This window comes from uncultured Stenotrophomonas sp. (assembly GCF_963519925.1).
Lineage (GTDB): Bacteria > Pseudomonadota > Gammaproteobacteria > Xanthomonadales > Xanthomonadaceae > Stenotrophomonas > Stenotrophomonas maltophilia_AE.
In genome coordinates, this window is sequence record NZ_CAUQPH010000025.1 from 17,987 (window position 1) to 41,092 (window position 23,106).

Annotated in this window: 23 protein-coding genes; 13 read left to right on the forward strand and 10 right to left on the reverse strand. The window is 67.0% G+C overall.

The genetic code is table 11. The annotated features are described in order from the left end of the window. Positions 1-132: 132 nt before the first annotated feature. Positions 133-1,086, reverse strand: coding sequence for an alpha/beta hydrolase (locus RWO33_RS07100; protein ID WP_314103640.1), 954 nt, complete (start codon positions 1,084-1,086; stop codon positions 133-135). A 122-nt stretch (positions 1,087-1,208) separates the two neighbouring features. Continuing rightward, positions 1,209-2,129 carry an MBL fold metallo-hydrolase gene (locus tag RWO33_RS07105; protein ID WP_314103643.1) on the reverse strand — a complete coding sequence of 307 codons (921 nt, stop codon included), beginning with the start codon at positions 2,127-2,129 and terminating at the stop codon, positions 1,209-1,211. A 196-nt stretch (positions 2,130-2,325) separates the two neighbouring features. On the opposite strand from RWO33_RS07105, the gene RWO33_RS07110 reads away from it, so the two are divergent. Further along, positions 2,326-3,096, forward strand: coding sequence for an oxygenase MpaB family protein (locus tag RWO33_RS07110; RefSeq protein WP_314103645.1), 771 nt, complete (start codon positions 2,326-2,328; stop codon positions 3,094-3,096). Positions 3,097-3,500: 404 nt separating this feature from the next. Here the strand turns inward: RWO33_RS07110 and RWO33_RS07115 are convergent, their stop codons facing one another. Beyond that, a complete protein-coding gene (locus RWO33_RS07115; RefSeq protein ID WP_314103648.1) occupies positions 3,501-6,056 on the reverse strand; it encodes a TonB-dependent receptor in 2,556 nt (851 codons plus the stop codon). A 311-nt stretch (positions 6,057-6,367) separates the two neighbouring features. Here RWO33_RS07115 and RWO33_RS07120 point away from each other — a divergent pair, with 311 nt between their 5' ends. Beyond that, entirely contained in the window at positions 6,368-7,519 is a 1,152-nt protein-coding gene (locus RWO33_RS07120) for a Fic family protein (RefSeq protein ID WP_314103650.1), read from the forward strand. 3 nt (positions 7,520-7,522) lie between these two features. Here RWO33_RS07120 and RWO33_RS07125 read toward each other — a convergent pair whose 3' ends face one another. Further along, positions 7,523-7,717 (reverse strand): hypothetical protein, encoded by a 195-nt coding sequence (locus tag RWO33_RS07125; protein WP_145479082.1) that lies wholly within the window; start codon positions 7,715-7,717, stop codon positions 7,523-7,525. Between the two features lie 58 nt (positions 7,718-7,775). Beyond that, positions 7,776-8,438: a helix-turn-helix domain-containing protein gene (locus tag RWO33_RS07130; RefSeq protein WP_314103653.1), complete on the reverse strand. Its 663-nt coding sequence runs from the start codon at positions 8,436-8,438 to the stop codon at positions 7,776-7,778. A 128-nt stretch (positions 8,439-8,566) separates the two neighbouring features. Between RWO33_RS07130 and RWO33_RS07135 the strand changes: the two genes are divergently transcribed. Next, positions 8,567-10,849: a TonB-dependent receptor gene (locus tag RWO33_RS07135; protein ID WP_314103655.1), complete on the forward strand. Its 2,283-nt coding sequence runs from the start codon at positions 8,567-8,569 to the stop codon at positions 10,847-10,849. Positions 10,850-10,865: 16 nt separating this feature from the next. Continuing rightward, positions 10,866-11,783 (forward strand): tyrosine-protein phosphatase, encoded by a 918-nt coding sequence (locus tag RWO33_RS07140; protein WP_314103657.1) that lies wholly within the window; start codon positions 10,866-10,868, stop codon positions 11,781-11,783. 59 nt (positions 11,784-11,842) lie between these two features. Here RWO33_RS07140 and RWO33_RS07145 read toward each other — a convergent pair whose 3' ends face one another. The 5 genes from RWO33_RS07145 to RWO33_RS07165 all read right to left on the reverse strand — a co-directional run bounded on the left by RWO33_RS07145 (position 11,843) and on the right by RWO33_RS07165 (position 17,268). Beyond that, the gene (locus tag RWO33_RS07145) at positions 11,843-14,245 is read right to left on the reverse strand and encodes a PAS domain-containing protein (RefSeq protein WP_314103659.1); all 2,403 of its coding nucleotides are present in this window, start codon (positions 14,243-14,245) and stop codon (positions 11,843-11,845) included. Next, positions 14,238-14,711 (reverse strand): response regulator, encoded by a 474-nt coding sequence (locus RWO33_RS07150; protein WP_145479084.1) that lies wholly within the window; start codon positions 14,709-14,711, stop codon positions 14,238-14,240. Before RWO33_RS07150 ends, RWO33_RS07145 begins: the two co-directional genes overlap by 8 nt. Then, positions 14,708-15,328 carry an ATP-binding protein gene (locus RWO33_RS07155; protein WP_343229907.1) on the reverse strand — a complete coding sequence of 207 codons (621 nt, stop codon included), beginning with the start codon at positions 15,326-15,328 and terminating at the stop codon, positions 14,708-14,710. The genes RWO33_RS07150 and RWO33_RS07155 overlap by 4 nt, the downstream gene beginning before the upstream one ends. Continuing rightward, positions 15,216-16,853 (reverse strand): GAF domain-containing protein, encoded by a 1,638-nt coding sequence (locus tag RWO33_RS07160; RefSeq protein ID WP_314103664.1) that lies wholly within the window; start codon positions 16,851-16,853, stop codon positions 15,216-15,218. The genes RWO33_RS07155 and RWO33_RS07160 overlap by 113 nt, the downstream gene beginning before the upstream one ends. A 253-nt stretch (positions 16,854-17,106) precedes the next feature. Then, the gene (locus tag RWO33_RS07165; protein WP_314103666.1) at positions 17,107-17,268 is read right to left on the reverse strand and encodes a hypothetical protein; all 162 of its coding nucleotides are present in this window, start codon (positions 17,266-17,268) and stop codon (positions 17,107-17,109) included. A gap of 168 nt (positions 17,269-17,436) precedes the next feature. Here RWO33_RS07165 and RWO33_RS07170 point away from each other — a divergent pair, with 168 nt between their 5' ends. The 9 genes from RWO33_RS07170 to RWO33_RS07210 form a co-directional block, all read left to right on the forward strand. Next, the gene (locus RWO33_RS07170; RefSeq protein ID WP_145479086.1) at positions 17,437-18,399 is read left to right on the forward strand and encodes an acyl-CoA dehydrogenase family protein; all 963 of its coding nucleotides are present in this window, start codon (positions 17,437-17,439) and stop codon (positions 18,397-18,399) included. Beyond that, positions 18,387-19,145 carry a PIG-L family deacetylase gene (locus RWO33_RS07175; RefSeq protein WP_314103669.1) on the forward strand — a complete coding sequence of 253 codons (759 nt, stop codon included), beginning with the start codon at positions 18,387-18,389 and terminating at the stop codon, positions 19,143-19,145. The genes RWO33_RS07170 and RWO33_RS07175 overlap by 13 nt, the downstream gene beginning before the upstream one ends. After that, the gene (locus tag RWO33_RS07180) at positions 19,142-19,729 is read left to right on the forward strand and encodes an SAM-dependent methyltransferase (protein ID WP_314103672.1); all 588 of its coding nucleotides are present in this window, start codon (positions 19,142-19,144) and stop codon (positions 19,727-19,729) included. The genes RWO33_RS07175 and RWO33_RS07180 overlap by 4 nt, the downstream gene beginning before the upstream one ends. Further along, on the forward strand, positions 19,726-20,427 hold the full coding sequence (locus tag RWO33_RS07185) for a glycosyltransferase family 2 protein (RefSeq protein WP_314103675.1): 702 nt from the start codon (positions 19,726-19,728) through the stop codon (positions 20,425-20,427). Before RWO33_RS07180 ends, RWO33_RS07185 begins: the two co-directional genes overlap by 4 nt. Next, the gene (locus RWO33_RS07190; protein ID WP_145479090.1) at positions 20,427-20,729 is read left to right on the forward strand and encodes a PQ-loop repeat-containing protein; all 303 of its coding nucleotides are present in this window, start codon (positions 20,427-20,429) and stop codon (positions 20,727-20,729) included. Before RWO33_RS07185 ends, RWO33_RS07190 begins: the two co-directional genes overlap by 1 nt. A gap of 148 nt (positions 20,730-20,877) precedes the next feature. Then, positions 20,878-21,735, forward strand: coding sequence for an STAS domain-containing protein (locus tag RWO33_RS07195; RefSeq protein ID WP_314103677.1), 858 nt, complete (start codon positions 20,878-20,880; stop codon positions 21,733-21,735). Between the two features lies 1 nt (position 21,736). Further along, entirely contained in the window at positions 21,737-22,105 is a 369-nt protein-coding gene (locus RWO33_RS07200) for an STAS domain-containing protein (RefSeq protein ID WP_314103680.1), read from the forward strand. Then, a complete protein-coding gene (locus tag RWO33_RS07205) occupies positions 22,102-22,503 on the forward strand; it encodes an ATP-binding protein (RefSeq protein WP_145479093.1) in 402 nt (133 codons plus the stop codon). The genes RWO33_RS07200 and RWO33_RS07205 overlap by 4 nt, the downstream gene beginning before the upstream one ends. After that, the coding region (locus tag RWO33_RS07210; RefSeq protein ID WP_314103682.1) for an ATP-binding protein at positions 22,494-23,106 on the forward strand (613 nt) is incomplete at its 3' end. The genes RWO33_RS07205 and RWO33_RS07210, both read left to right, overlap by 10 nt.

Here is a 23,106-nt window from a genome sequence, read left to right on the forward strand (position 1 = left end):
GTCGGGTCACTCTGGGACGAGCGCGCCAGCATTGCCATAAGCGCTTACCCTGCGTGTGCGTAGGCAAAAAGAAGGCGCCGGACCTGCATCCGGCGCCTTGCGCAACACGGCGGCCGTTGGCCGAACGCGACATTACTTCTGCTGCAGGAACGCCAGCAGGTCCTGGTTGACCTTGTCCTTGTGGGTCTCGGTCAGCCCGTGCGGCGCACCCGGATACACGATCAGTTTGGCGCCGGGGATCAGCTTGGCCGACATGCGGCCGCCCACGTTGATCGGCACCACCTGGTCATCATCGCCATGGATGACCAGGGTCGGCACGTTGAAGCGCTTCAGGTCGCCGCGGAAGTCGGTGGCCGAGAACGCCGCGATCGAGTCATAGGTGTTCTTCTGCCCGCCCTGCATGCCCTGTACCCACCACGCGTCGATCATGGCCTGGTTGGGTTTGGCACCGGGGCGGTTGAAGCCGTAGAACGGACCGCTGGGAACGTCCTTGTAGAACTGCGCGCGGTTTTCCAGCTGCGCCTTGCGCATGCCGTCGAAGACCTCGATCGGCACGCCGCCCGGGTTGTCGGCCGTCTTCAGCATGAACGGCGGCACCGCGCTGATCAGCACGGCCTTCTTGACCCGACCGGTGCCGTGGCGGCCGATGTAGCGCGCCACTTCACCACCGCCGGTGGAGAAGCCGACCAGGGTCACGTCCTTCAGGTCGAGGGTGTTGATCACCGTGGCCAAGTCGTCGGCGTAGTGGTCCATGTCGTTGCCGTCCCACGGCTGGCTGGAGCGCCCGTGACCGCGGCGGTCGTGCGCGACCACGCGGTAGCCGTGCTCGGCCAGGAACATCATCTGCGCGTCCCAGCTGTCCGAGTTCAGCGGCCAGCCGTGGCTGAAGGTCACCACCGGGCCATCTTTCGGGCCCCAGTCCTTGTAGTAAAGCTGTACGCCATCGGCGGTGGTGAGGTAGTTGGGCGTGCGCGCGGTGCTGGCAACGGCGGTCGGGCGCGCCGGCTCGGCGGCGAGTGCGGTGGCGCTGATCTGGACGGCGAGGGCAAGCGCTGTTGCGGCTAGCGCACGGTTGAGGGTGTTCATGGGGTGGTTACCTGCGAAGAGTGGGGAGGGATGCGACAGGCGCTACTTTGGACCCCGCGGCTGGACGCGGAATGGCTGGGAGTCCTTCAAACTTGACCGCGGGTCCAATCCAGCAGGCGGGCTCAGAAGTCCCAGAACACCGGCACCCAGCGGAACGCGTCGCCGTCCACTGAAACGCGGCCGATCGACGGGAACGGAAGATGGGTAGCCACCAGCATTTCTCCGGTGCCGGCCAGGTCGTTCAACAGCTTCAGGCGAACGTGGGCCGCTTCTTCCGGGTCGTGTTCAAAACCGTTGTACCAATTCGGCTGGTCGAAGCCGACGGCGAAGATGGCATCGCCGGCGAAGGTCAGTGCGTTGCCGGCGGACGCCACCCGCACGATGCTGTGGCCCGGGGTGTGGCCGCCGGTGCGAACCACCGTCACGCCCGTTGCGATCTCCTGCTGGTCGTCGAAGGTACGCAGGTAGTCGCCGTACTCCGCCAGGAAGTGCAGGGCAGTGGCGCGCAGCGCGTCCGGGAAGCCCGGGGGCATGTTGGTGCGGCTGAAGTCGGGCGACTTCCAGAACTCCACTTCCGACGCTGCAACGTGGATCCGCAGGTCGGGCCGCAGCCGTTCCTTCACCCCGTCCACCAGCAGGCCGCCGATGTGGTCCATGTGCAGGTGAGTGATCACCACATCGGTGATTTCATCCAGGGCGATGCCGGCCGCGCCGAGGCGGCGGATCAGTTGGCCGGCGCGGGGCAGGTTGAGGTCCGGATCCATGCCCAGGCCGGCGTCGATCAGGATGCTGCGTTCGCCGCTGTGAACCACCATCACGTTCAACGCCCAGTCCAGCGCGTCGGCTGGCAGGTACATGTGTTCAAACCACGGCGCGCGTTCGGCGGCGCTGACGTTGTGGCCCAGCATCTGGGTGGGCAACGGCAGCACGCCGTCACTGACCACCAGTACCTCGATATCGCCCACCTTGAGCGCATAGCGCGAGGGAACCAGTTCATCGAGGGCGGGGGCGGGCGGCGCTACGGGGGTGTCGAGCGTAAACATGGGGGATTCTCCGGGAAGCGGCTGGCGGGCAGGGGTATTGAGGACAGCCACGGCGACAGGCCGGCAATACCAGCCTAGGCAGGCCGGGGCTGGCGCAGTAGATCCGCACGCGGGACCACGGTGTTGCCGATCAGGCAGCAATGCGGCGGAAGACCTATCCACACCCGTACCACGTGCGGCTGACTAGACTCGGCGCATGCCCACCCCGCCCTCCGTCCGCCTGGCCGACATCAACATCGAGTCCTACATCTACTTCGGTGCAGGTGCGGCCGTGGCGTGGCAGCTCGCCCATCCAGGTGTGGGGCGTGGCGTGGCGCGGCACAGCCAGACACTGCGACGCCCGTTTTCGCGGTTGCGCGCCACGATGAGCTACATCTATGCGGTGTCGCTGGGCACGGACGAAGACCGGGCCACGATTGCCCGCCACGTCAACCGCGCTCACGTACCGGTGCAGGGCGACGGTTACAACGCATTCAACCGTGATCTTCAGCTGTGGGTGGCGGCCACGCTGTACCGGGGCGGGCTTGAGATGCATGAACTGTTCGTCGGCCCGATTCCTGCGGCCAGCCGCGAGCCGCTGTATCGGGAGGCGTGGGCCTTCGGACGCACCCTGCAGGTGACGGACGAGCAGTGGCCGGCCACGGCGGATGCGTTCGACGCGTGGTGGGAGAGCCGGCAGGCGGAGCTGTGCGTGGATGAGGAAGTGCGTACCTACCTGCATGCCGTGCTGGGCAACGGTGCGCCGTGGTACCTGCGCCCGGCGCTGCCGCTGCAGGCGTTCGTCACCCGCGCCCTGTTGCCGCCGCAGGTCAGGCAGATGTTCGCGCTGCCGTGGACCGCGAAGGACGAGCGGCGCTGGGCGCGCTTCCGGCGCTGGGCGCCGCGGCTGTACTGGCTGCAGCCACGCTGGTTGCGACACCTTCCGGCGCGTTACTTCCTCGGTGAGCTGCGCCGGCAGACAGCATGAGCGAAATCTGAAAGCAGCACCGGTCACTGCATCTTCAAATACGCCTTCGCCGTGTGTGGCGAGAAACCCCGAATGCAGTCGTTGGCAACGGGTTATGGCTGTATGAAGCAGAGAGGATGCGTTGCGGACGCGGGTTCGATTCCCGCCAGCTCCACCACCTGTGCACCGCTGCGGTGCCCAGCTGAAGGGGCTGCACTGGTTTCGACGTGGCGAGCAGTCAATGTGGACAGCCCGAGAGGCGACCGACGTAATCGGCGCAAAAACTGTAATCGCCAATGCTGATTACTACGATCAGAGCGAACAGGACACCCTGCTCGCAGCGTGATTCACGCAAGCGCACGTGATTACCGAACGCGCAACCACCCCGCCGGCAACGGCGGGGTGGCTTTTCTGCGACAGGCGCCCTAGAACTTCCAGCCCACCCGCGCGTAATAGAACCCGCCGTTGAAGCCGTAGGGCGAATGCACCGGGTACTCCGCGCCGGCCACGCCGGACCACGGGTTCTTGGACGGTGTGCGGTCGAACAGGTTCTGCGCGCCCAGGCTGAAGTACAGGCCGGAATCGAACTTCCAGCCCACTTCGGCATCCACGATCAACGCGCTGCCGCCGTAGATCGGCAGGCCGCCGTCCGCCGCGGAGATCACGCCGCTGTCCAGGTGATCCTCATACCACGAGCTGTAGTAGTTGAAACGCAGGTTGGCGTTGAAGATCTGGCGCTGGTGATGGACGCTGAAATAGCCCTTGGTCTTGGGCAGCGATTTCTCCAGTTTGTACACGCGCGCTTCGTCGATGAAGTCCGGGTCGAAGCGGTCGACCTCGGTGCGGTTCCAGTTGGCGGCCAGCGAGTAAGTAGTGTCGCCCCCGAAGTGGGTGCTCTTGAAGCTGGTGACCAGGTCGACACCGGTGGTGGTGGTATCAAACGCATTGCCGAAGTAGGTCACCTGCGAGATCGAGGCCGCTTCCGGATTGCCGCCGGCCACCAGTGCCGCGCGTTCTTCCGGGGTGACCGCGAAGCTGGTGCTCAGCGCGATGCGGTCTTCGACCTTGATCTGGTAACCGTCCAGGGTGATCAGCCAATCGCCTTCGGTCCACACCGCACCCAGCGAGACGTTCTTCGATTCTTCCGGGGTCAGCGGCTGGGCGCCCTTGAGCTGGGCGATGGGATTGGTCGGCGGCAGGGTGGCGATGTCTTCCAGCGCGGTGCCACCGAACACGGTGCTGATCTGGCTGATGTTCGCCTGGCCGGGGGTCGGGGCACGGAAGCCGGTGTTGTAGGCGCCGCGCAGCGCGAAGTTCTCGTTGAAGTCGAAGCGCGCGGTGACCTTGCCGTTGGTGGTGCTGCCGAACGAATCGAAGTCTTCGAAGCGCAGCGCGCCGGCCAGCAGCAGGCGCTCGGTGACCTGCGCTTCCAGGTCCGCATAGGCGGCCCAGTTGCGGCGGTCGAAGGTGCCGGCGGTACGCGTGCTGAAGCCGTTGAAGCCGTTGGAGCCCAGCGCGAAGCCCTGCTCGGTCAGCGGCCCGATCGCGGTCGACGGACCATCGCCGGGACTGATTTCGAAACTCTCCTCGCGCCACTCGGCACCCATGGCCAGGCGCAGCGGCTGGCTGGTGAAGCTGGTGGCGATATCGCGGCTCACGTCGATGTTGGCGCTCTTCTCGGTCTGCGTGTTGCCGCCGGGGCGGAAGTACAGGCCGGCCGGCTGGTCCGGTCCAAGCGAGGCATTGACGGTGTTGTAGATGATGAACTCGATATCGTTGCGGCCCCAGGACCCGCTCACGTCCCAGTACCACTCGCCCCAGTTGCCCTTGGCACCGGCGTAGATGGAGCTGTCTTCCAGCTTGCCGCCGAAGCGCGGGGTGAAACCGCCCGGCAGGCTGGACAGGAAGGTGTAGCAGTTGGCGGGCAGGGCAGCGACCGCGCCGCTCACCGTGCTGTACGGCAGCAGGTTGCCACCGCCGTCGCGCAGCGCGATGGTCGGGCAGGCGCCGGCCCCGGTGAGGTTGCCGACCAGCAGCGTCTCGCCGCCGTCGTTGGAATAGACGCCCGAACGCGCGGTGGGATCGCGGAAGTAGAACCCGCCGTCCACATCGCGCTTGGCGTAGTTGCCGAACAGGTAGAAGTCCACGCTGTCGGTGGTGAGGCCCAGGTTGGCGACCAGCTTGAGGTCATCGTCCACCTTCGGCGATCCCCAGACCTGCGCCGGCTCACCGACACCCGGGTATCCGGCTGCGATGGCGGCCGCCGCGTCATCGCGCTGCACGCTGCGCGAGGTGTCGTCGACCTTGCGCCACTCGGCGGTCAGCGTGGCGAAGCCGCGCTCGGTCAGGGGCAGGCCGATCTGCGCCGAGTACTGGGTGGTGAGTCCGTCGCCCTCGTAATACTTGCCGGTGAACACTTCGGCGGTGCCACCTTCGCGCAGCTTCTTCAGCCCGAAGTTGATCACCCCCGCGATCGCATCGGAACCATACTGTGCCGCAGCGCCGTCGCGCAGCACGTCCACCTGCTCCAGCGCGAGCGAGGGGAACACCGAGAGATCGGGACCCTGCGAGCCATCGGACAGGCCATGGCCAAGGAACGTGATGACCGCCGCGCGGTGGAAGCGCTTGCCGTTGACCAGCAGCAGGGTGTTGTCCGGCGGCAACCCGCGCAGGTTGGCCGGGCGGATGAGGCTGGCTGCGTCGTCGATGGGAATGGTGCTGACGTTGAAGGAGGGCACCAGCACCTTCAGCTGGTCCAAGGCGTCGGTCGCGCCCTGGTTGCGGAATTCTTCGCCGCTGATGATGTCGATCGGAACCGCGGAAGAAGAGACGGTGCGGGGCTTGGTGCGGCTGCCCAGAACCGAGACAGTGTCCAGGGTCGATGTCTCAGGTGTTGCCGGCGGGGTGCTGTCCTGGGCCACCGCGATGGAACTGGTGAGCAGCAGCGCGGCGGCCAGTGCCGCCTTTACTGCAGATGCCAAGGGCGAGATTGCGGTTGGAGCGTGAACACACTTGCCAATGCCGTCGTTCATGCATGCACCTTGCAGTCGGGTTGTAGGTCGGTGATCTCGTCAGGTCTTCATTTGGTTGGTGCTCCTTGCGTGCCAGAGGGCCTGGTGCGCTGCACAAAGAATTAACAGAACGTAAACAGTACTGCAACGTATCTTTCGTTTTGACGTCATATCCGAGACGCAGGGCACGTCATGAGGCGAATATGTGGACTATTCGCCTCATCCAATGAGGCGAATAGGTGGTTTAATCGACTCAGTACGCTGAATAGGGTGGTCGGAACATGACGACGATGTGGATCTGGCAGCGACCGGATTGGCCAACGTTCCGCTGGGAGCAGGCGTCGCTGGCGCCACTGCTTCGGGCCTGCGTGCAGGCGCAGGGTCACCTGGTCGGATTGGCCAGCGCCGAAAGCGAGCCTGAGCGCGCCGACGACGCGCTCGACACGCTGCTGGCCAGTGTCATCACTTCATCGGCGATCGAGGGCGAGCGCTTGAACGTAGCCTCGGTACGCTCCTCGCTTGCACGACGCCTTGGCATGGATGCACCGGTGGCGATCAGCGCGCGCAGCGAGGGCCTTGCCGACCTGACCCTGGATGCCATCACCCAGCACGACCAACCGCTGGACCTGCAACGCCTGCTCCAATGGCACCGCTGGTTGTTCCCCGCGGATGACAGCTTTCTTCCGTCCCGGATCCGGGTTGGAACCTTGCGGGGCACCGAGCCCATGCAGCTTGTTTCGGGGCGCATCGATCGGCCCACGGTCCACTTCGAGGCGCCGCCCCGGGAGGGCCTGGACGCACAGGTGGAGACCTTCTTGGCGTGGTTCGCCGCGAGCCGTGATGACGCAACCCTGGATCCGCTGCTGCGAGCAGGTATCGCGCACTTCTGGTTGATCACCCTGCATCCCTTCGACGATGGAAATGGTCGCCTCAGCCGCGCGGTGACCGATCTCGCACTGGCGCAGGCCCAGCCGCAGGTGATCCGGTTCCACGCACTGTCGGCGAGCATCCTGCACGACCGGGCTGGCTATTACCGGGTCCTTGAAGCCGCTCAGAAGGGCGATCTGGACATCACCGCCTGGCTGGAGTGGTTCCTGTCCACCCTGCAGCACAGCCTGGTGCAGGCGATCCATCGCATCGATGCGGTGCTCGCCAAGGCGCGGTTCTGGCGGCAGCATCGCCAGCTGGTGCTGTCTGCCGCGCAGATGAAGGTCCTCAACCGCCTGCTTGATGGCGGCGAACGCGGATTCGAAGGCGGAATCAACAGCAGTCAGTATCAGGCGGTGGCGAAGGTCTCGCGCGCAACCGCCTCGCGGCACCTTGCGGAACTGGTGGAACTGGGATGCCTGCGGCGCCTGCCGGGAGGCGGGCGCAGCACCCGTTACCAGATCAGCGACCGCCCGTTGGCCGAGTCCGTGTCGCAGGAACGCTGAGGCTCAGGGCGTTTCCAGCGACGCCTGCAGCGCGGTTGCCAGCGCGGCATCGCCGTTTACCAGTGCTTCCCAGCGCAGGTCCAACCCCTTGCGGTGCCCTTTGCGGACCAGCTTCAGGCCTTCCGGATCCACCGTGAGCGTGTAGCTCTCGTCGCCGATCAGGACTTCGCGGCGCAGCGGTTTGTCGAGGGGCGTCATGGCAGCCGGCACGAGGGGAGGGTGGCCCAAGCGTAGCGCCGGCCGTGTGTGACGGGCGTTACGCGGCGGACGCCGAGGCGACGCCAACGACGTGCGCGATGGCGCGCTCCAGCAGGCCGCGCACGGCACCGGCAGACAGATCGGGATCGCGTACCGCGCGCATGGCCAGCCCCTCCACGGTGATCCGGAACAACAGGGTGCGTGCCTGCAGGTCGGCTTCATCGATGGAAACGCCGCGGGCCTGGTCGTGCTGTCTCAGCCAGGCACGGATGTTCTCCGTGGCAGCCTTGTCATGCCGGCGCAGGACCTCTGCCACCAGCGGGTCGCGCTGCGCCTCGGCAGTGATTTCCGCGTACAGCGCAACATTGGCGATGGCCGTGTCGTGACGCCCGATCGACTCGCCGCGTGCCCACAGCTGGTAGCACGTGAGCAGCGCATCGACCAAGCTCAGCGATGCCGGCATGTGCCCGATGGAATGGCGGTCCGCTTCCAGCTGGCGCTCGATGAGCGCCAGGATCATGCCGCGCTTGTTCTCGAAATAGCGGTACATCAGGCCTTGGCTGATCCCCGCCTGCACCGCGATGGTACTGATCGAAGCAGCATGGAACCCATGCGCGATGAAGCAGTGTTGCGCGGCATCGAGAATGCGCGTGCGCTGGCTTTCGGCGCGGGCCTGGGCGGCGGTGGGGGCATCGGAACGGGGAGGATCGGTCGGCGTCATTGTCGGTTGGTGTGGTCGTCCATCTCTACAGGGTAGACCATCGCCAGTGAGAATGAACGGTCATTCATTTGTCATTCGGGGTGCGCAGACTGCGCCGGCTGGCCCACCCCTCACATGACCGGACCCCCATGCGTCTCTCCCTCACCCGTGTCGCCCTGCGTCGGCAGGTGCTTGCCCTCTCCATCGCTGCGGTGCTGCCGTCGCTGGCCTTCGCCGACGCGACCGTGCCGACCGATGCCACTGCCGACGTGGTCGCGCTGGACCAGGTGGTGGTCACCGCCCAGAAGCGCGCGACCAACCTGCAGGAAACACCGATCTCGGTGACCGTGTTTGATGCGGGCATGCTGAAGGACCGCAGCGCCATTTCGCTGGGCAGCCTCGCCGATGGCTCGATTCCATCGCTGCGCGTGACCCCGTTCGCTACCCGCAGTTCGGCACTCAACATCGGCATCCGTGGCATCGGTGCATCCAGCGACGCCAACCAGCCCGCGCGCGACGCGGGCGTGGGTGTCTACGTGGACGGCGTGTTCCTGGGCCGTTCGCAGGGCCTGGGCACCATGCTTTACGACGTGGAGCGCATCGAGGTGCTGAAGGGGCCGCAGGGCACGCTGTTCGGCCGCAACACCGAAGGTGGCGCGATCAGCATCGTCACCAAGGCGCCGACCGGCGAATTCGGCGGCACGGTCAGCGCCGGCGTGTCCAACTACAGCGGCTACAACAGCGGCCTGCACCTGGACCTGCCCAAGGTCGGCGATGTCAGCGTCAAGATCGATGCAGTACAGGCCAAGCGCGGCGGCACCACCGACAACCCCATGCGCGGCGAACAGGACTTCAACAGCTACGACAAGCGCGGTGCGCGCATCAGCGCGATGTGGGAGCCCAGCGACAGGTTCTCGGCGCTGTACGCGTTCGATCGCTCGTATGACGCGACCACGCCGTACCACACCCAGGTGCTGGTGCCCGGCGCCTACCTGAGCCCGCTGCAGAAAGCCGGTGCCAGCGAAGACCGTCGCGACAGTTCGATCCTTGGTGGGCCGCAGGAGGACAACATCGGTCGCACCAGCGGCCACCTGCTCAACATGAGCTGGGCGCTGAGCGACAGCCTGGACCTCCGCTCGATCAGCTCCTACCGCGAACTGGAGCAGGGGCAGTTCGACATGGGCCTGGTGGATGCCATCTCCGCCTATGGCGGCGCCAACACGCCGTTCGGTCGCTACAGCCTGGCCCAGGTGTACCAGCACCAGTACAGCCAGGAGTTCCAGCTGGTCGGCAATACCGCGCAGGTGCAGTACCTGGTCGGCGCGTTCTACTACCACGAGACCGCCGGCGACAACGCGCAGACGCCCAACATGCTGCTGTGGGGGCCGGGCGGCAACAGCTACACGCTCAATCCGGCGACCAATCCGCTGAACCTGGCCAACGTGCGCATCGACCGCGCCAGCAAGGCGTGGACCGACAGCCTGGGCATCTTCGGGCAGGCAACCTGGACGCCTGCCGCGCTGGACAAGCTGCACCTCACCGCTGGTGGCCGCTACACCCGCGATGACAAGAACGGCAGCCTGTACATCGTCAACGGTGCGGCCACCGCACTGACCTTCGACGATGCCTGGGGCCGCTTCGACCCGATGCTCAACGTGGCCTATGACCTGGGCGACAGCAGCATGGTGTATGCCAAGTACAGCACCGGCTTCAAGGCCGGCGGCGCGAACTCGCGTTCCACCACCTACACCGCTTTCGATCCGGAAGAGGTCACCGCGCTCGAGCTGGGCTTCAAGTCGCAGTTCTGGGACAACCGCGCGCGGCTGAACCTGGCGCTGTTCGACTCCAGGATCGAACACAAGCAGATGGACTTCACCCTGCCTTTCGACCCCAACAGTGGCGAAACCCGCACCACCATGGTGACCACCAACGCGCAGGGCAGGAGCACCTCGCGCGGCGCCGAGCTTGAATTCAGCATCATGCCGGTGGACAACCTCACCCTCGGTTTCACCCACGCGTATACCGACATCGACGCGCTGACCACCACCGACCCGTTCGGTGCCGGGGTGGAGGTGACGGTGCAGCCGCTGTTGGCGCCCCAACATGCGAGCAGCGCGTCGGTGGACTACTGGGTGCCGTTCGCCAACGCCTCGGCGCTGAAACTCCACGTCGATGGCAACTGGTCGGATGGGTACTACACCAGCGAGTACGACCAGATGCTCACCGACAGCTCGTTCGTTGTGAATGCCCGCGTGGCCCTGGTGGACATGCCGCTCAACGCCGACGGCGCGAGCCTGGACGTTTCGCTGTGGGCGCGCAACCTGCTCGACGAGGAACACCTGTTCTACAAGCTCAACAACGCCGCGCTGGGCCAGTCCGGCATCTTCAACGACCCGCGCACCTACGGCCTGGAACTGGCCGTGCACTTCTGATCCCCGGAGCCCACAGATGAATGCCATGAACCCGTACACCCTGAGCCTGGCCGTCGCACTGGCGCTGTCGCCGCTGCTGGCTACCGCCGCGGCACCGGTCGCCGCCGACAAGGCTGCGCCTGCTGTCGGCGCGCCGCGTTCGACCGCACCGGCCAACGTCACCCCGCGAGCCGAGGACGCGCAGCGCGTACTGCCGCTGGAAGGCGCATGGAACGTGCGCACCTTCGCTGGCCTGCAGGGACGCAACGGTCCCATTCCAGCGATGGCCTTCGTCCGCACCGCCGACCTGAGCCGGCTGACCGCCGCCGACCGCGACCGGCTGGCTGCGGCCGGGGTGAAGCTGGACATCGATCTGCGCACCGGCGACGAGGAACAGCAGTCGCCCGACGTGCTGGCCCGGGACCCGCGCTTCGACTACCAGCGCATCTCGCTGATGGGTACCGAGAAAATGGACCTGGGCAGGATGATGACCAGCTTCCCGGATACCCTCGGCGAAGCCTACGTGCAGTGGCTGGACAGCAACAAGCCGCAGTTCCTGCAGGTATTCCAGCGCATTGCCGCGCAGCAGGACGGTGCCGTGCTGTACCACTGCACTGCAGGCAAGGACCGCACCGGCGTCATCTCCGGCATCCTGCTCGACCTGGCCGGCGTGCCGCGCGCGGACATCGTGCACAACTACGCGGTGTCGGCGCATTACCTGGAAGGCCAGCCCAAGGACAGCGCGATGAACGCGCAGATGCAGGCGCTGATGCAGCAGCACCCGGACATCGCCAGGAAGATGGCCGGGATGGGCGGTACCGCACCGGCCAACATGGAGATGTTCCTGGATGCGCTGCACGCGCAGTACGGCGGCGCGCAGGGGTTCCTCAAGGCGGTCGGGCTCAGCGATGCCGAGATCCACAATCTGCAGGTGCGGCTGGGCCAGGCCGGCTGAGATCCCGTTGCATTGCAGGCGTGCGGCCCCGGGGATGCCGGGGCCGCGGATCGCTCCGCTCAGCTGCGGGGCAATTCCTGCAGCGACTGTCGGATCGATCCGGCCAGGTCGCTGCGGGTGAACGGCTTGGACAGGATGGCGACGTTGCGACCGACCGCCCCGCTGGCGTCGATATCGCGCGGATAGCCCGAGGTGAACAGCACGCGCAGCCCCGGCTGGTGCACCAACGCGCGCCGGGCCAGCTCCCAACCGGACATGCCCGGCATCACGATGTCCGAGAACAGCAGGTCGACCTCGACGTCGGTACGTTCCAGCAGGCGCATTGCCGATGCGCCATCGTGCGCTTCCAGCACGCGATAGCCCAACTGCCGAAGTGTATCCACGGTGTAGGCGCGGACGTCGTCGTTGTCTTCGGCCACCAGTACAGTGGCCTCGTCCTGCGCTTCGTAGCCGCCCAGCGCCGATCCCTCGGCGAGCGGCTGGCTCGGCAGCGCGGCGGTCGACCGCGGGAACAGCAGGGTGATCGAGGTGCCGACACCGACCACCGAGTCCAGCACCACGTGGCCGCCGGACTGCTTGGCAAAGCCGTACACCATGGACAGGCCCAGCCCGGTGCCGCGGCCGACTTCCTTGGTGGTGAAGAAGGGCTCGAACACCCGCGCCATCACCTCGGCCGACATGCCCTCGCCGTTGTCGCGCACGCGCAGCATCACGTACTGGCCGGCGGGCACGTCGGGGTTCTGGGTGGTGAAGTCCTCGTCCAGGTGGGCGTTGTCGACCTCGATGGTCAGTCGGCCGCCATGCGGCATCGCATCGCGGGCGTTGACCGCAAGGTTGAGTACCGACGCCTCCAGCTGGCTGGGGTCGATCTCCACGCACCACAGGTCCGGGCTGTGCACCACTTCCAGCTGCACCAGCTCGCCGAGCGCGCGCCGCAGCATGTCCTGCATGTCGCGCAGCTGCAGGTTGAGGTCCACCGGCACGCTCTTGAGCGGCTGGCGGCGCGAAAAGGCGAGCAGCCGTTGGGTCACGTTGGCCGCACGCATCACGCCCTTCAGCGCGTTGTCCAGCGCGCGCGCGGAATTGCCGGCCGCATCGCCCAGCCGGTCGGTGAGCAGTTTGGCGTATTCGACGTTGCCGGCGATCACGGTCAGGATGTTGTTGAAGTCGTGCGCGATGCCGCCGGTGAGCTGGCCGACCGCTTCGATCTTCTGGCTCTGGCGCAGAGCTTCCTCGGCCTGGCGGCGCGCGGTGGTTTCGACCGCTTCGGACACCACCGCGGTGATCGCGCCCTGGTGGTCGAGCAGCGGCCGGAACGAAAATTCGAAGGTGCGCACGCCGGTCGGCAGGCGCAGTTCCAGTTCGTGGCGGGACGCATTGCCGGCGGCCGCCTCGAGCACGGCCTGGCAGACGATGGCTGGCACGCCGTCGGTATCGGCGAACCAGGCCGACTCGCAATAAACGGCGCCCCGCACCTCGTCCTTGCTGGCCAGGATGGCGGCCAGCGAAGCGGAGTTGGTGTCGATGATGCGACCGTCCAGGGTCAGCAGGTTCTGATGCTGGAAGCTGGACTCGAACAGGGCCTGCAGCCGGCTTTCGCTGCGGTGCAGGGCAGAGGTGCGTTCGCTTACCTGCCGCTCCAGCGATTCGTTGCTCGCCTTCAGCAACGCCTGGGCGTGTTTGAGCTCGGTGATGTCGCGCGCCATGGCGTAGTAGCCCATGACCGACCCGTCGGCATCCAGCTCGGGAACGAAGTCCACCTGGGCGTGGCGCGGGGCGCCTGCGCGGCGGTGGGTGAGGGCCTCGAAGCTGACCTTCTGGCCGGACAGCACCTTGTCGAAGTGCTCCTGCAGCAGCTGGAAGCCGTCGTCCCCGACCAGGTCGCGGGCATGCAGGCCGACCACGTCTTCCGGTGCCATGCCATGCCATTCGACGTAGGCTTGGTTGGCGAACCGGTAACGGTGCCCGCGGTCCAGGTACGCGATCAGGGCCGGCAGCGAATCGGTGATGAGGCGCAGGCGCTGGCTGCTTTCCTGCAGTTCGCTCTCCACCCGGCGCAGGCGGCGGCGCTCCTGGGCTTCCCTGATCGCGCGCAGCACAGCTTCGGGCAGTCGCTGCAGCCGCGACTTGACCACGTAATCGCGCGCGCCGCGCTTGAGCGCTTCCACCGCCAACTCTTCGGTCAAGGTGCCGGAGACGAAGATGAAAGGCACTTCAGGGGCCAGCTCGCCCGCCAGCACCAGGGCCAGGTCGCCACTGAAACCGGGCAGCACATGGTCGGCCAGGATCACGTCGAACTGCTGCGTGGCCAGTGCATCGCGCATGCCCTGGTCGGACCAGGTGCGTTCGACCGTGAACGGCAGGCCGGCACGGCTGAGCTGCAGGGTGATCAGCTCTGCATCCAGCGCGCTGTCTTCCACCATCAGGATGCGGATCGACCTGCCGGTTGCATCCTCAGCCATCTTTTCGACTCTTGGCGCCGAACAGCGTGCCATGCGGCGGCGGTTGGTTGGTGATGCCCCAGAACATGCCCAGGCCCTGGATGGCTTCCAGGAATTCCTTGAAGTCGACCGGCTTGACCACGAATGCGTTTACCCCCAGTTCGTAACTGCGGATAAGGTCCTGCTCCTCGCGCGAAGAGGTGAGCATCACCACCGGCGTGCTGCTGATTGCCGCATCGGCGCGGATTTCCCGCAGTACTTCCAGCCCATTGAGCTTGGGCAGTTTCAGGTCCAGCAGGACCACCACCGGCCCCCCGTGCATGGCGCCCTCGTATCGGCCCTCCGCACGCAGGTACTCCAGTGCTTCCACACCGTCCCGCACATGGGTGACATCGTTCAGCAGCTGGCAACGGGCTAGTGCAGCCAACGTCAGCTCAGCGTCCTTCGGATTGTCTTCCACGAGCAGAATCGGCCGCAGATCTCTCATACTTTGTCTCCACTAGCAAAGGGAATGCTGAAATAGAATTTGGCGCCCACGCCTACCTGTCCTTCCGCCCAGGTCCTGCCGCCGTGGCGGGTGATGATGCGGTGCACGTTGGCCAGGCCGATGCCGGTGCCTTCGTACTCGTCGGCATGGTGCAGGCGCTGGAACACGCCGAAGAGCTTGTCCACGTAGCGCATGTCGAAACCGCAGCCGTTGTCCTGCACGTAGAACACGTTCTCGGTGTCGGTGCGGTAGCAGCCGACTTCAATGACCGGGTCGGCCGTATCGCGGGTGAACTTGATCGCGTTGGACAGCAGGTTCTGCCAGACCAGGCGCAGCATGCCCGGGTCGGCCTGAACGCGCGGCAGATGGGGCACCACCCAGCGAATGGTGCGGCCGCTGTACTCCATGTCCAGTTTGTGGCGGACGTCCTCGACCAGGGCGGTCATGTCCATTGCGATCTGACCCATCGTGGACCTGCCCATCTGCGAGAAGCTGAGCAGGTCGTCAACCAGTGTTCCCGCCGATTGTGCCGATTCGACGATGGTGTCGAGAAATCTCTTTTCTGAATCGTTTAGTCTTTCGCCGGCCGACGCCCACAGCAGCTCCGAATACCCCACGATGTGGCGGAAGGGCGGCACGCAGGTCATGGCTGACCGAATAGGAGAAGGCTTCCAGCTCCTTGTTGCTGCGCAGGAGCTGTTCATTGAGTGCGGCGAGTTCTTCTGCCTTGCGCAGCACGATATCGACGATGGCGGTACGCAGTTCCAGTGCGGCGTCGCGGTCCACATCGTTCCACGGCAACGACTGGCGCTGCACGGTTTCCTTCCAGCCCTCGAACGACGTGCGCGGCGACAGCGGCAGGCCGGTGTCTTCCTTGCGCGGGTCGCCGCCCCAGCGCACGGTGCGCACCACCTCGGGCCGGAACCAGAGCACGTAGCTGTCATGGATCTGGGAAATGGAAATGGCAAGCACGCCGCTGGCAACATCGGCGAAGGCCTCGGCGGGTTGCCAGTCCAGCGGCAAGCGGTCGGTGCAGACCAGGTCACCCTCATGCTGCTGCGCGGCCAGCCACTGCACCAGCGACATCACCTGCTGCTCGGTCGGGCACTCACCATGCAGGATGCATTCGCCGCGATGCACGATCGCCGCACCCGCGGACTGGGTCAGCGCCAGCAGGCTCTGCTGGTCGCGTCCGAGTGCGGCCATGAAATCCTGGTCGCCGGCCATGCGCCCGAGCAGGCGTACCTGGAACGCGCGACGGCCGATGCGCTCTTCGACCATGGCCGCGCGTTCCTTCAGCGCGATCTGCAGCGACAGGATCTGGCCGATGAACTCGCAGGCCGTGCGCACGTGGTACGCCACGCGCTTGGGTGCCTGGTTGTGGCAGGAAATCAGCCCCCACAACTCGCCTTCGCGCAGCAGCGATACCGACATCGACGCGCCGGTGCCCATGTTGCGCATGTACTGCAGGTGCACCGGCGAGACACTGCGCAGCATCGAAGGAGAAAGATCGGTCGGCGGCGCATCGGCGTGGGCGGCCTCGCGCTCCAGCGGAACGGCCTGGTAATCGCTGTCGGCGATCAGGCGGACCCGGTTCTGCCGGTACAGCTCACGGGCCTGCGCGGGAATGTCCGATTCGGGGAAGCGCAGGTCGAGATAGCTGGGCAGGACCCCGTTGCCATCCTCGGCCACCACCGCGCCGTTCCACTCCTTGTCGAACTGGTACACCAGGGTGCGGTCGAAGCCGGTCAGCTCGCGGATCTGCACCGCGGCCAGCTCGCACAGTTCCTGGGTACTGCCGACCCGCTCGATGGCGCCCATGAAGCGGCGGATCGCCGGGTACAGGTCTTCCAGCGATCCCGGTTCCCCGGCCACGGGGGCTTCCAGCTCGATGATGAGGTCGTTGCCGTGCCGGTGCGCGAGCGCGTGGTGCCTGCCGTGGTCACCGACCGGGTGGGAGCCGAGGAACTGCGAGGTACCCGGCGCCAGCGCCTGGATGACCGGGCGGCAGGCCGCCAGCGTGCCGCCCAGTACGACCTCCACCGGCTGGCCGAGGGGGTCGCCGAAACGTTCGATCAGGTCCGGATGCGAAAGCGCACGCTCTTTGACCAGCAGGCTTGAAGGGTCCAGGACGAGCAACACGCCGTAGGGTTGGATGGCGCCCGGCGTCCGAATCGGCTCTCTGGCACAGCTGTTGAGATCCAACGCGGGTTCACTCACTTTCCAGGACGACATTCGTTGACCCCCATCGGGTACCGTTACCAAGAGATGCTGCTCAAACACCGCAGGCCCCGTGCACCGGGCGTGGTGGTCACGCCGCGGTTCGAGGCTCGCCCATATAGCTTCGCATATCAGTGCGCCCCGCTCCGTGAGGGACGACGGCGCGAGCGCTCCCTCAGGGCTTGGGGCGCTCGTAGTCCTGCGGCTTGGCGGTGGTGTCCTGCTCCGGCATGTCCTTGTCCTTCCACTTCGCCTCGTCGTTGCGAAGCTTGTCCGGCGTATGCGCCTTCTGCTGGTCGTCCTTGCCTTCCAGCGGGTTGGTGTCGGGGGCGGTCATGGAAAGCCTCTTGCAGTGACGGGAAGGCCTGCAGCTTGGGCTCGCCAAGGTGAGGGCGGCGTCCGCGGCCGCTGCACGGTGCGGACACATCGCGGTCACCGTCCGGCCACGCCGGGGGAGGTATCCCTTGCTGGACCCGCCCCAAGACCACGGTCGCACGCTTTCTACATGGATCAGATTTCCGAACATGCAGCGCCGGCGCTGGCGTCGGCGGCACGCGAGGTGTTGGCCCGCCAGCCCACGCTGCCGCTTCCCGGACGCGGGCATACCCTGGAGCGTTGGCGTGCGCTGGCGGCCATCGCCGGCCGCGACCTGTGCGTGGCGAAGGTGATGGAGGCGCACTACGACGCCCAGGCCATCCTGGCCGACCTGCACCAGACCGCGCTGGGCGCGGGAACGCTTGCCGCGGTCTGGGCGGCGGAAGGCCCCCAGGCGACGTTGTGCTATGACGAGGAGACCGGCACGGTCAGCGGCGCCAAGCCGTGGTGCTCGGGTGCCGGCCTGGTCGACGTGGCGCTGGTCACGGCGCGCTGTGGCGACGGTTCCCGGTTGGTCTGCCTGCGCACCGATGCTCCGGGCGTGCTGCTGCAGCCGCAGAGCTGGCATGCGACCGGCATGCGCGGGATTCCAAGCGGCACGGTGCAGTTCGACCAGGTACGCGCCGAGCCGGTGGGCGCACCCGGCGCTTATCTGGCGCGCCCGGGCTTCTGGCACGGGGGCGCCGGCATCGCAGCCTGCTGGTATGGCGCCGCCGTGGCGTTGGCGGCCCCGCTGCAACGCTCGCCGCGCGTGGAAGACGACGCCCAGGCGGCCGCGCTGCTGGGCCAGGTGGACATGGCGCTGCAGTCGTCGGCGGCACTGCTGCGCGAACTGGCGGCGTGGATCGATGCGATGCCTTCGCAGCCGCATCGATTCGATGTCATACGTGCGCGCAGCGTGGTCGAGCGCGCGTGCATGCAGGTACTGGACGCGGTGGGTCGTGCGCTGGGCCCTGCCCCCATGTGCCTGGACCCGGGCCACGCCCAGCGCTGGGCCGACCTCACCGTGTTCATCCGCCAGAGCCACGCCGATCGCGACTGGGCCGACCTGGGACGGGCGATCCAGCGCCAGGAGGGCCCATGGACGCTGTAGCCGTGCGCATCGAGGGTCGTGGCACGCCCGAATCGGCGTGGCAGGGCTGCGCTTGGCTGTCCGCATTGCCGCTGGTCGAGGCCGCGGCGGTGTTGCGCGATGCCCGGTGCCTGGTGGTGGTCTCGCCACACCCGGATGACGAGGTGCTGGGCTGTGGCGGCCTCATGCAGGCAGCGATGGCGCTGGGCTGCATCGTGCACGTGGTCTCCGTCAGCGACGGCGAAGCCTGTTATCCCGATCATCCAACGTGGCCGGCGGCGCGTCTGCGCGATGCCCGGCGGCGTGAACTGGCCAGCGCCATGCAGGCACTGGGCATGGACGCCACCCACGCCACCGCGCTTGGCCTGCCGGACGGCGGCATCGCGGCGCACGAAACGGAGCTGGTGTCCCACCTCGTTGCACGGCTGTCGCCCGGCGCCGTGGTGGTAGCGCCATGGGTGCACGACGCCCACCCCGACCACGAAGCGGCCGGCCGCGCTGCCCGCGAGGCGGCCGCCCGCGCCGGGGCGCGGTTCCTGCAGTACCCGGTATGGGCCTGGCACTGGCTGGATCCGGCCGCATCCGCAGCGCCGTGGCCAAACGCCCAGCGCATCGCGCTGGACGCGGATGCACAGGCGCGCAAGCAGCGGGCGATGGCGGCCTTTGCCACGCAGACGGGTGAAGTGCCCGGGCTGGACTGCGATCCGGTGTTGCCCGGCCACGTCTTGGCCCGGTTCAGGCGCCCCTTCGAGGTACTGATCGGATGAACACCGCCGCCTACTTCGAGCAGATCTACCAGCGCCCCGATCCGTTCCAGTACCGCAACCGCTGGTATGAAGCACGCAAGCGCGCGCTTACCCTGGCCTGCCTGACGCGTCAGCGTTACCGGAATGCCTGGGAACTGGGCTGTTCGAATGGCGTGCTGACCGCCGAACTGGCCGTGCGCTGCGATGCCCTGCTGGCCACCGACCTCAGCGCAGCGGCACTGGCCGAGGCCGCGGTGTCGACGCAGGCGCACGCCCACGTCCGGCTCGAGCAGGCCAGCCACCCCGCCCAATGGCCGCAGGGCCGCTTCGACCTGATCGTGGTCAGCGAAGTGGGCTACTACCTGGCGCCGCAGGACGTGGTGACCATGGCCGCGAAGCTGCGCGCCAGCCTGGCCGACGATGGGCTGCTGCTGGCCTGCCACTGGGTGCACCCGTTCGCGGAGGCGCTCACCCCTGCCGCGCAGGTACACCGCGCCTTTGCCCGGGGCCTGGAAGAGGCCTTCTGCTACCAGGACGCCGACATGCTGCTGCAGGGCTGGAGTGCCGATCCGATCAGCGTGGCGCGCCGGGAGGGACTGCGATGATCGCCGTGATCGTTCCCGCACACGACGAAGCGCATGCCATCGGGCGCTGCCTGGCGTCCATCGCCATCGCGGCGGCGGACCCCCGGCTGCGCGGCGAAGCCGTTCTCACCGTGGTGGCGTTGGATGCCTGCACCGACGACACCGCTGCGGTGTGCGCCGCGCACGGTGCGGTGACGCTGGAAGTGGCCGCCCGCTGCGTGGGCACCGCGCGCGCGGCCGCGGTCGAGCACGCGCTGGCGCGCGGTGCACGCTGGATCGCCAGTACCGACGCCGACACCGAAGTGCCGCCGGACTGGCTGTGGCGGCAGCTCAGCTGCGGCGCCGACGCGTTCTGTGGCGTGGTGGAGGTCACCGACTGGCTCGACTATCCCGAGGGGGTGCGTCGTGCATTTTCCCGCCGCGAGGTGATGCAGGACGGCCACCGCCATGTGCACGGCGCCAACCTCGGCCTGAGTGCCGCAGCGTACCGCGCCGTCGGCGGTTTTCCGGCGCTCAGCACCGGTGAGGATGTCGCGTTGGTGGAGGCGCTGGCCGGCAGCGGTGCCCGCATTGCCTGGCTGGCGCGGCCGGTGGTCGCCACCAGCGCTCGTCGCAGCGCCCGTGCGCCGCATGGCTTCAGCAGTTTCCTGCGCGCGCTCGAGCGTGAGGTACTGGGGGCGGGTGGTCCGCTGCGCCCCACCCAGCTGGTGCCGGAGTGATGCAACAGCCGGCCGATCTGCTGGGCTGGGCCGCCACCGTGGTGCTGATCGCCACGCTGGTCCGGCAGATCGTCAAGCAGCACCAGGCCGGCTCGGTGGAGGGCGTCTCGACCTGGTTGTTCGTTGGCCAGATCACCGCCTCGGTATTGTTCATCGCCTACAGCGCGTTGCTGGGATCGGTCGTGTTCGTGGTCACGAATTCGCTGATCCTGTTGACCGCCGTGGTGGGGCAGGTACTGGCCGTGCGGCGGCGCAGGTCCGCCGCGGCCCGCGAAGGCACCCAGGACCGGGCCGCTGGCTGAACCAGTCAGGGTCGTGCACCCGGCCTTCACACGACATCCGGTGTCGTGATGGTCCGTCTACCTGAATTCATTTAAGCTCAGGTGAAACCAAGCCCCGTCACGTCCTCGTGGCGGGGCTTTCCCACCTTCCCACCAGGAAACCACTCCCATGGCGGCTTTGCAGCAGCGCACGATCGACCTCATCCGCAGCCACCAGGACGCCGTCGTGGCGCAGTGGGTGGAACAGCTTGCCGCAACCGGCCAGAGCCAGGACAGCCGCTTGTCTGCCCGTGAGGTCGACACCCAGGTGCGCGAGTTCTGGCGCCTGTTCCAGGCGGCGCTGACCACCTCCGGTGCCGGCGTGGCCGGCAGCGAATGGCAGGAGCTTCGCCATTTCCTCGAACAGCTTTCGCGCGAACGCGTGCTCAAGGGCTTCAGCTCGGCCGAAACCGCCAGCTTCCTGTTCTCGCTCAAGCGTCCCCTGTTCGAGCTGGCCCAGCAGCAGCTGGCCGATGACCCGAAGGTGTTGGGCGACCAGCTGTGGGCGATCTCCGAATTGATCGACGGCCTGGGCCTGCATAGCGTCAAGGTGTACCAGAAGACCCGCGAAGACGTGATCCAGCGCCAGCAGGAAGAAATGCTGGAACTGTCCACCCCGGTGGTGAAGCTGTGGGAAGGCGTGCTGGCGCTGCCGATGATCGGCACGCTGGATTCGCAGCGCACCCAGGTGGTGATGGAATCGCTGCTGCAGCGGATCGTCGATACCGGGTCGGAAATCGCCATCATCGACATCACCGGCGTCCCCACCGTGGACACGCTGGTGGCCCAGCACCTGCTCAAGACGGTGACCGCCATCCGCCTGATGGGCGCCGACGCGATCATCAGCGGCGTACGTCCGCAGATCGCGCAGACCATCGTCCACCTGGGCCTGGACCTGCAGGGCATCGTCACCAAGGCCAACCTGGCCGACGCACTGGCACTGGCGCTCAAGCGCACCGGCCAGACGGTCACCAAGGCCGCCGTCTGAAATGGATCGTATCCCGATCCTGCAGATGGGCGATCTGCTCCTGGTGACCATCCAGGTGGACATGCATGACCAGCTTGCGCTGACCCTGCAGGACGACCTGAGCGACCGTATCCAGAAGACCTCGGCGCGTGGCGTGCTGATCGACATCTCGGCGCTGGACATCGTCGACTCGTTCATCGGCCGAATGATCTCCACCATTTCCGCGCTGGCCAGCATCATGGACGCCAGGACCGTGGTGGTCGGCATGCAGCCGGCCGTGGCGATCACCCTGGTGGAACTGGGCCTGACCCTGGCCAATGTGCAGACCGCGCTCAATGTCGAGCGCGGCATGAAGCTGCTGCAGCAGCGCAACGACGAAGACGCGCCATGACCGCCGTGCAGGGGTCGCTGCCGATCCTGGTCGAACAGGACGTGGTGCTGGCACGCCAGGCCGCCCGCCAGGCCGCGGTGGCATGCAAGCTGCGCCTGATCGACCAGACCAAGCTGGTCACCGCCGCCAGTGAACTGGCCCGCAATGCGGTCATCTATGGCGGTGGCGGCAGCATGGAGTGGAGTGTGGTGGAGTCGGGCCTGCGTCGTGGCCTGCGCCTGGTCTTCATCGACCATGGTCCGGGCATCCCCGATACCGCGCAGGCGCTGACCGATGGCTGGTCCTCCGGCAGTGGCATGGGCCTGGGCCTGTCCGGCTCGCGGCGGCTGGTGGACGAATTCGAACTGGACAGTGCGCCCGGCAAGGGCACGCGGGTTGCCATCACCAAATGGATCTGAATTTCTCCGGCCGCGTCACCCGGGTCGTGGTCGTGGAAGAAGTCTCGCAGGTGGGGCAGGCCCGGCGCGAAGCGCTTGGCATGGCCGACGCCATCGGATTCGATGCCATGGACGCCGGCCGCGTAGCCCTGGCCGCCACCGAGCTGGCCACCAATGTGATCAAGCACGGGCGCGGCGGACGCATGTACCTGTCGGTGGTGTGCGGCCGCGGCGGCGAGGGCATCGAGCTGGTCACGCTGGATGCCGGGCCGGGCTTTTCGCTGGCCCAGGCCCTGCCGGACGGTTACTCCACCGGCGGCACCCAGGGCCTCGGGCTCGGTGCCATCCAGCGCCAGGCCGGCGTGCTCGAGGTATGGTCCGACGACAAGGGCTGCGTGGTGGTCGCCCGGATCTACCCGAGCCGCGCCGCGCGCGACGTGGATGTTCCCTACGGCGCGCTGCGGCTGGCCATGCACCATGAAGATGCCTGCGGCGACGCCTGGCACCTGCGTGCGGACGCGCAGTCGGTAGGGGTGACCCTGATCGACGGCCTGGGCCACGGGCTGCCGGCAGCGGACGCCTCCCAGGCCGGTACGGCAGCGGCCGCCCAGCGCGGTGCCGCCG

Excerpts from the sequence above, each read along its gene's own strand:
- RWO33_RS07145 (WP_314103659.1), bottom strand. The coding sequence starts at position 14,245 with ATGGCTGAGGATGCAACCGGCAGGTCGATCCGCATCCTGATGGTGGAA.
- RWO33_RS07105 (WP_314103643.1), bottom strand. The coding sequence starts at position 2,129 with ATGTTTACGCTCGACACCCCCGTAGCGCCGCCCGCCCCCGCCCTCGAT.
- RWO33_RS07165 (WP_314103666.1), bottom strand. The coding sequence starts at position 17,268 with ATGACCGCCCCCGACACCAACCCGCTGGAAGGCAAGGACGACCAGCAG.
- RWO33_RS07110 (WP_314103645.1), top strand. The coding sequence starts at position 2,326 with ATGCCCACCCCGCCCTCCGTCCGCCTGGCCGACATCAACATCGAGTCC.
- RWO33_RS07135 (WP_314103655.1), top strand. The coding sequence starts at position 8,567 with ATGCGTCTCTCCCTCACCCGTGTCGCCCTGCGTCGGCAGGTGCTTGCC.
- RWO33_RS07190 (WP_145479090.1), top strand. The coding sequence starts at position 20,427 with ATGCAACAGCCGGCCGATCTGCTGGGCTGGGCCGCCACCGTGGTGCTG.
- RWO33_RS07140 (WP_314103657.1), top strand. The coding sequence starts at position 10,866 with ATGAATGCCATGAACCCGTACACCCTGAGCCTGGCCGTCGCACTGGCG.
- RWO33_RS07185 (WP_314103675.1), top strand. The coding sequence starts at position 19,726 with ATGATCGCCGTGATCGTTCCCGCACACGACGAAGCGCATGCCATCGGG.
- RWO33_RS07100 (WP_314103640.1), bottom strand. The coding sequence starts at position 1,086 with ATGAACACCCTCAACCGTGCGCTAGCCGCAACAGCGCTTGCCCTCGCC.
- RWO33_RS07170 (WP_145479086.1), top strand. The coding sequence starts at position 17,437 with ATGGATCAGATTTCCGAACATGCAGCGCCGGCGCTGGCGTCGGCGGCA.
- RWO33_RS07205 (WP_145479093.1), top strand. The coding sequence starts at position 22,102 with ATGACCGCCGTGCAGGGGTCGCTGCCGATCCTGGTCGAACAGGACGTG.
- RWO33_RS07175 (WP_314103669.1), top strand. The coding sequence starts at position 18,387 with ATGGACGCTGTAGCCGTGCGCATCGAGGGTCGTGGCACGCCCGAATCG.
- RWO33_RS07200 (WP_314103680.1), top strand. The coding sequence starts at position 21,737 with ATGGATCGTATCCCGATCCTGCAGATGGGCGATCTGCTCCTGGTGACC.
- RWO33_RS07195 (WP_314103677.1), top strand. The coding sequence starts at position 20,878 with ATGGCGGCTTTGCAGCAGCGCACGATCGACCTCATCCGCAGCCACCAG.
- RWO33_RS07120 (WP_314103650.1), top strand. The coding sequence starts at position 6,368 with ATGACGACGATGTGGATCTGGCAGCGACCGGATTGGCCAACGTTCCGC.
- RWO33_RS07125 (WP_145479082.1), bottom strand. The coding sequence starts at position 7,717 with ATGACGCCCCTCGACAAACCGCTGCGCCGCGAAGTCCTGATCGGCGAC.
- RWO33_RS07130 (WP_314103653.1), bottom strand. The coding sequence starts at position 8,438 with ATGACGCCGACCGATCCTCCCCGTTCCGATGCCCCCACCGCCGCCCAG.
- RWO33_RS07150 (WP_145479084.1), bottom strand. The coding sequence starts at position 14,711 with ATGAGAGATCTGCGGCCGATTCTGCTCGTGGAAGACAATCCGAAGGAC.
- RWO33_RS07180 (WP_314103672.1), top strand. The coding sequence starts at position 19,142 with ATGAACACCGCCGCCTACTTCGAGCAGATCTACCAGCGCCCCGATCCG.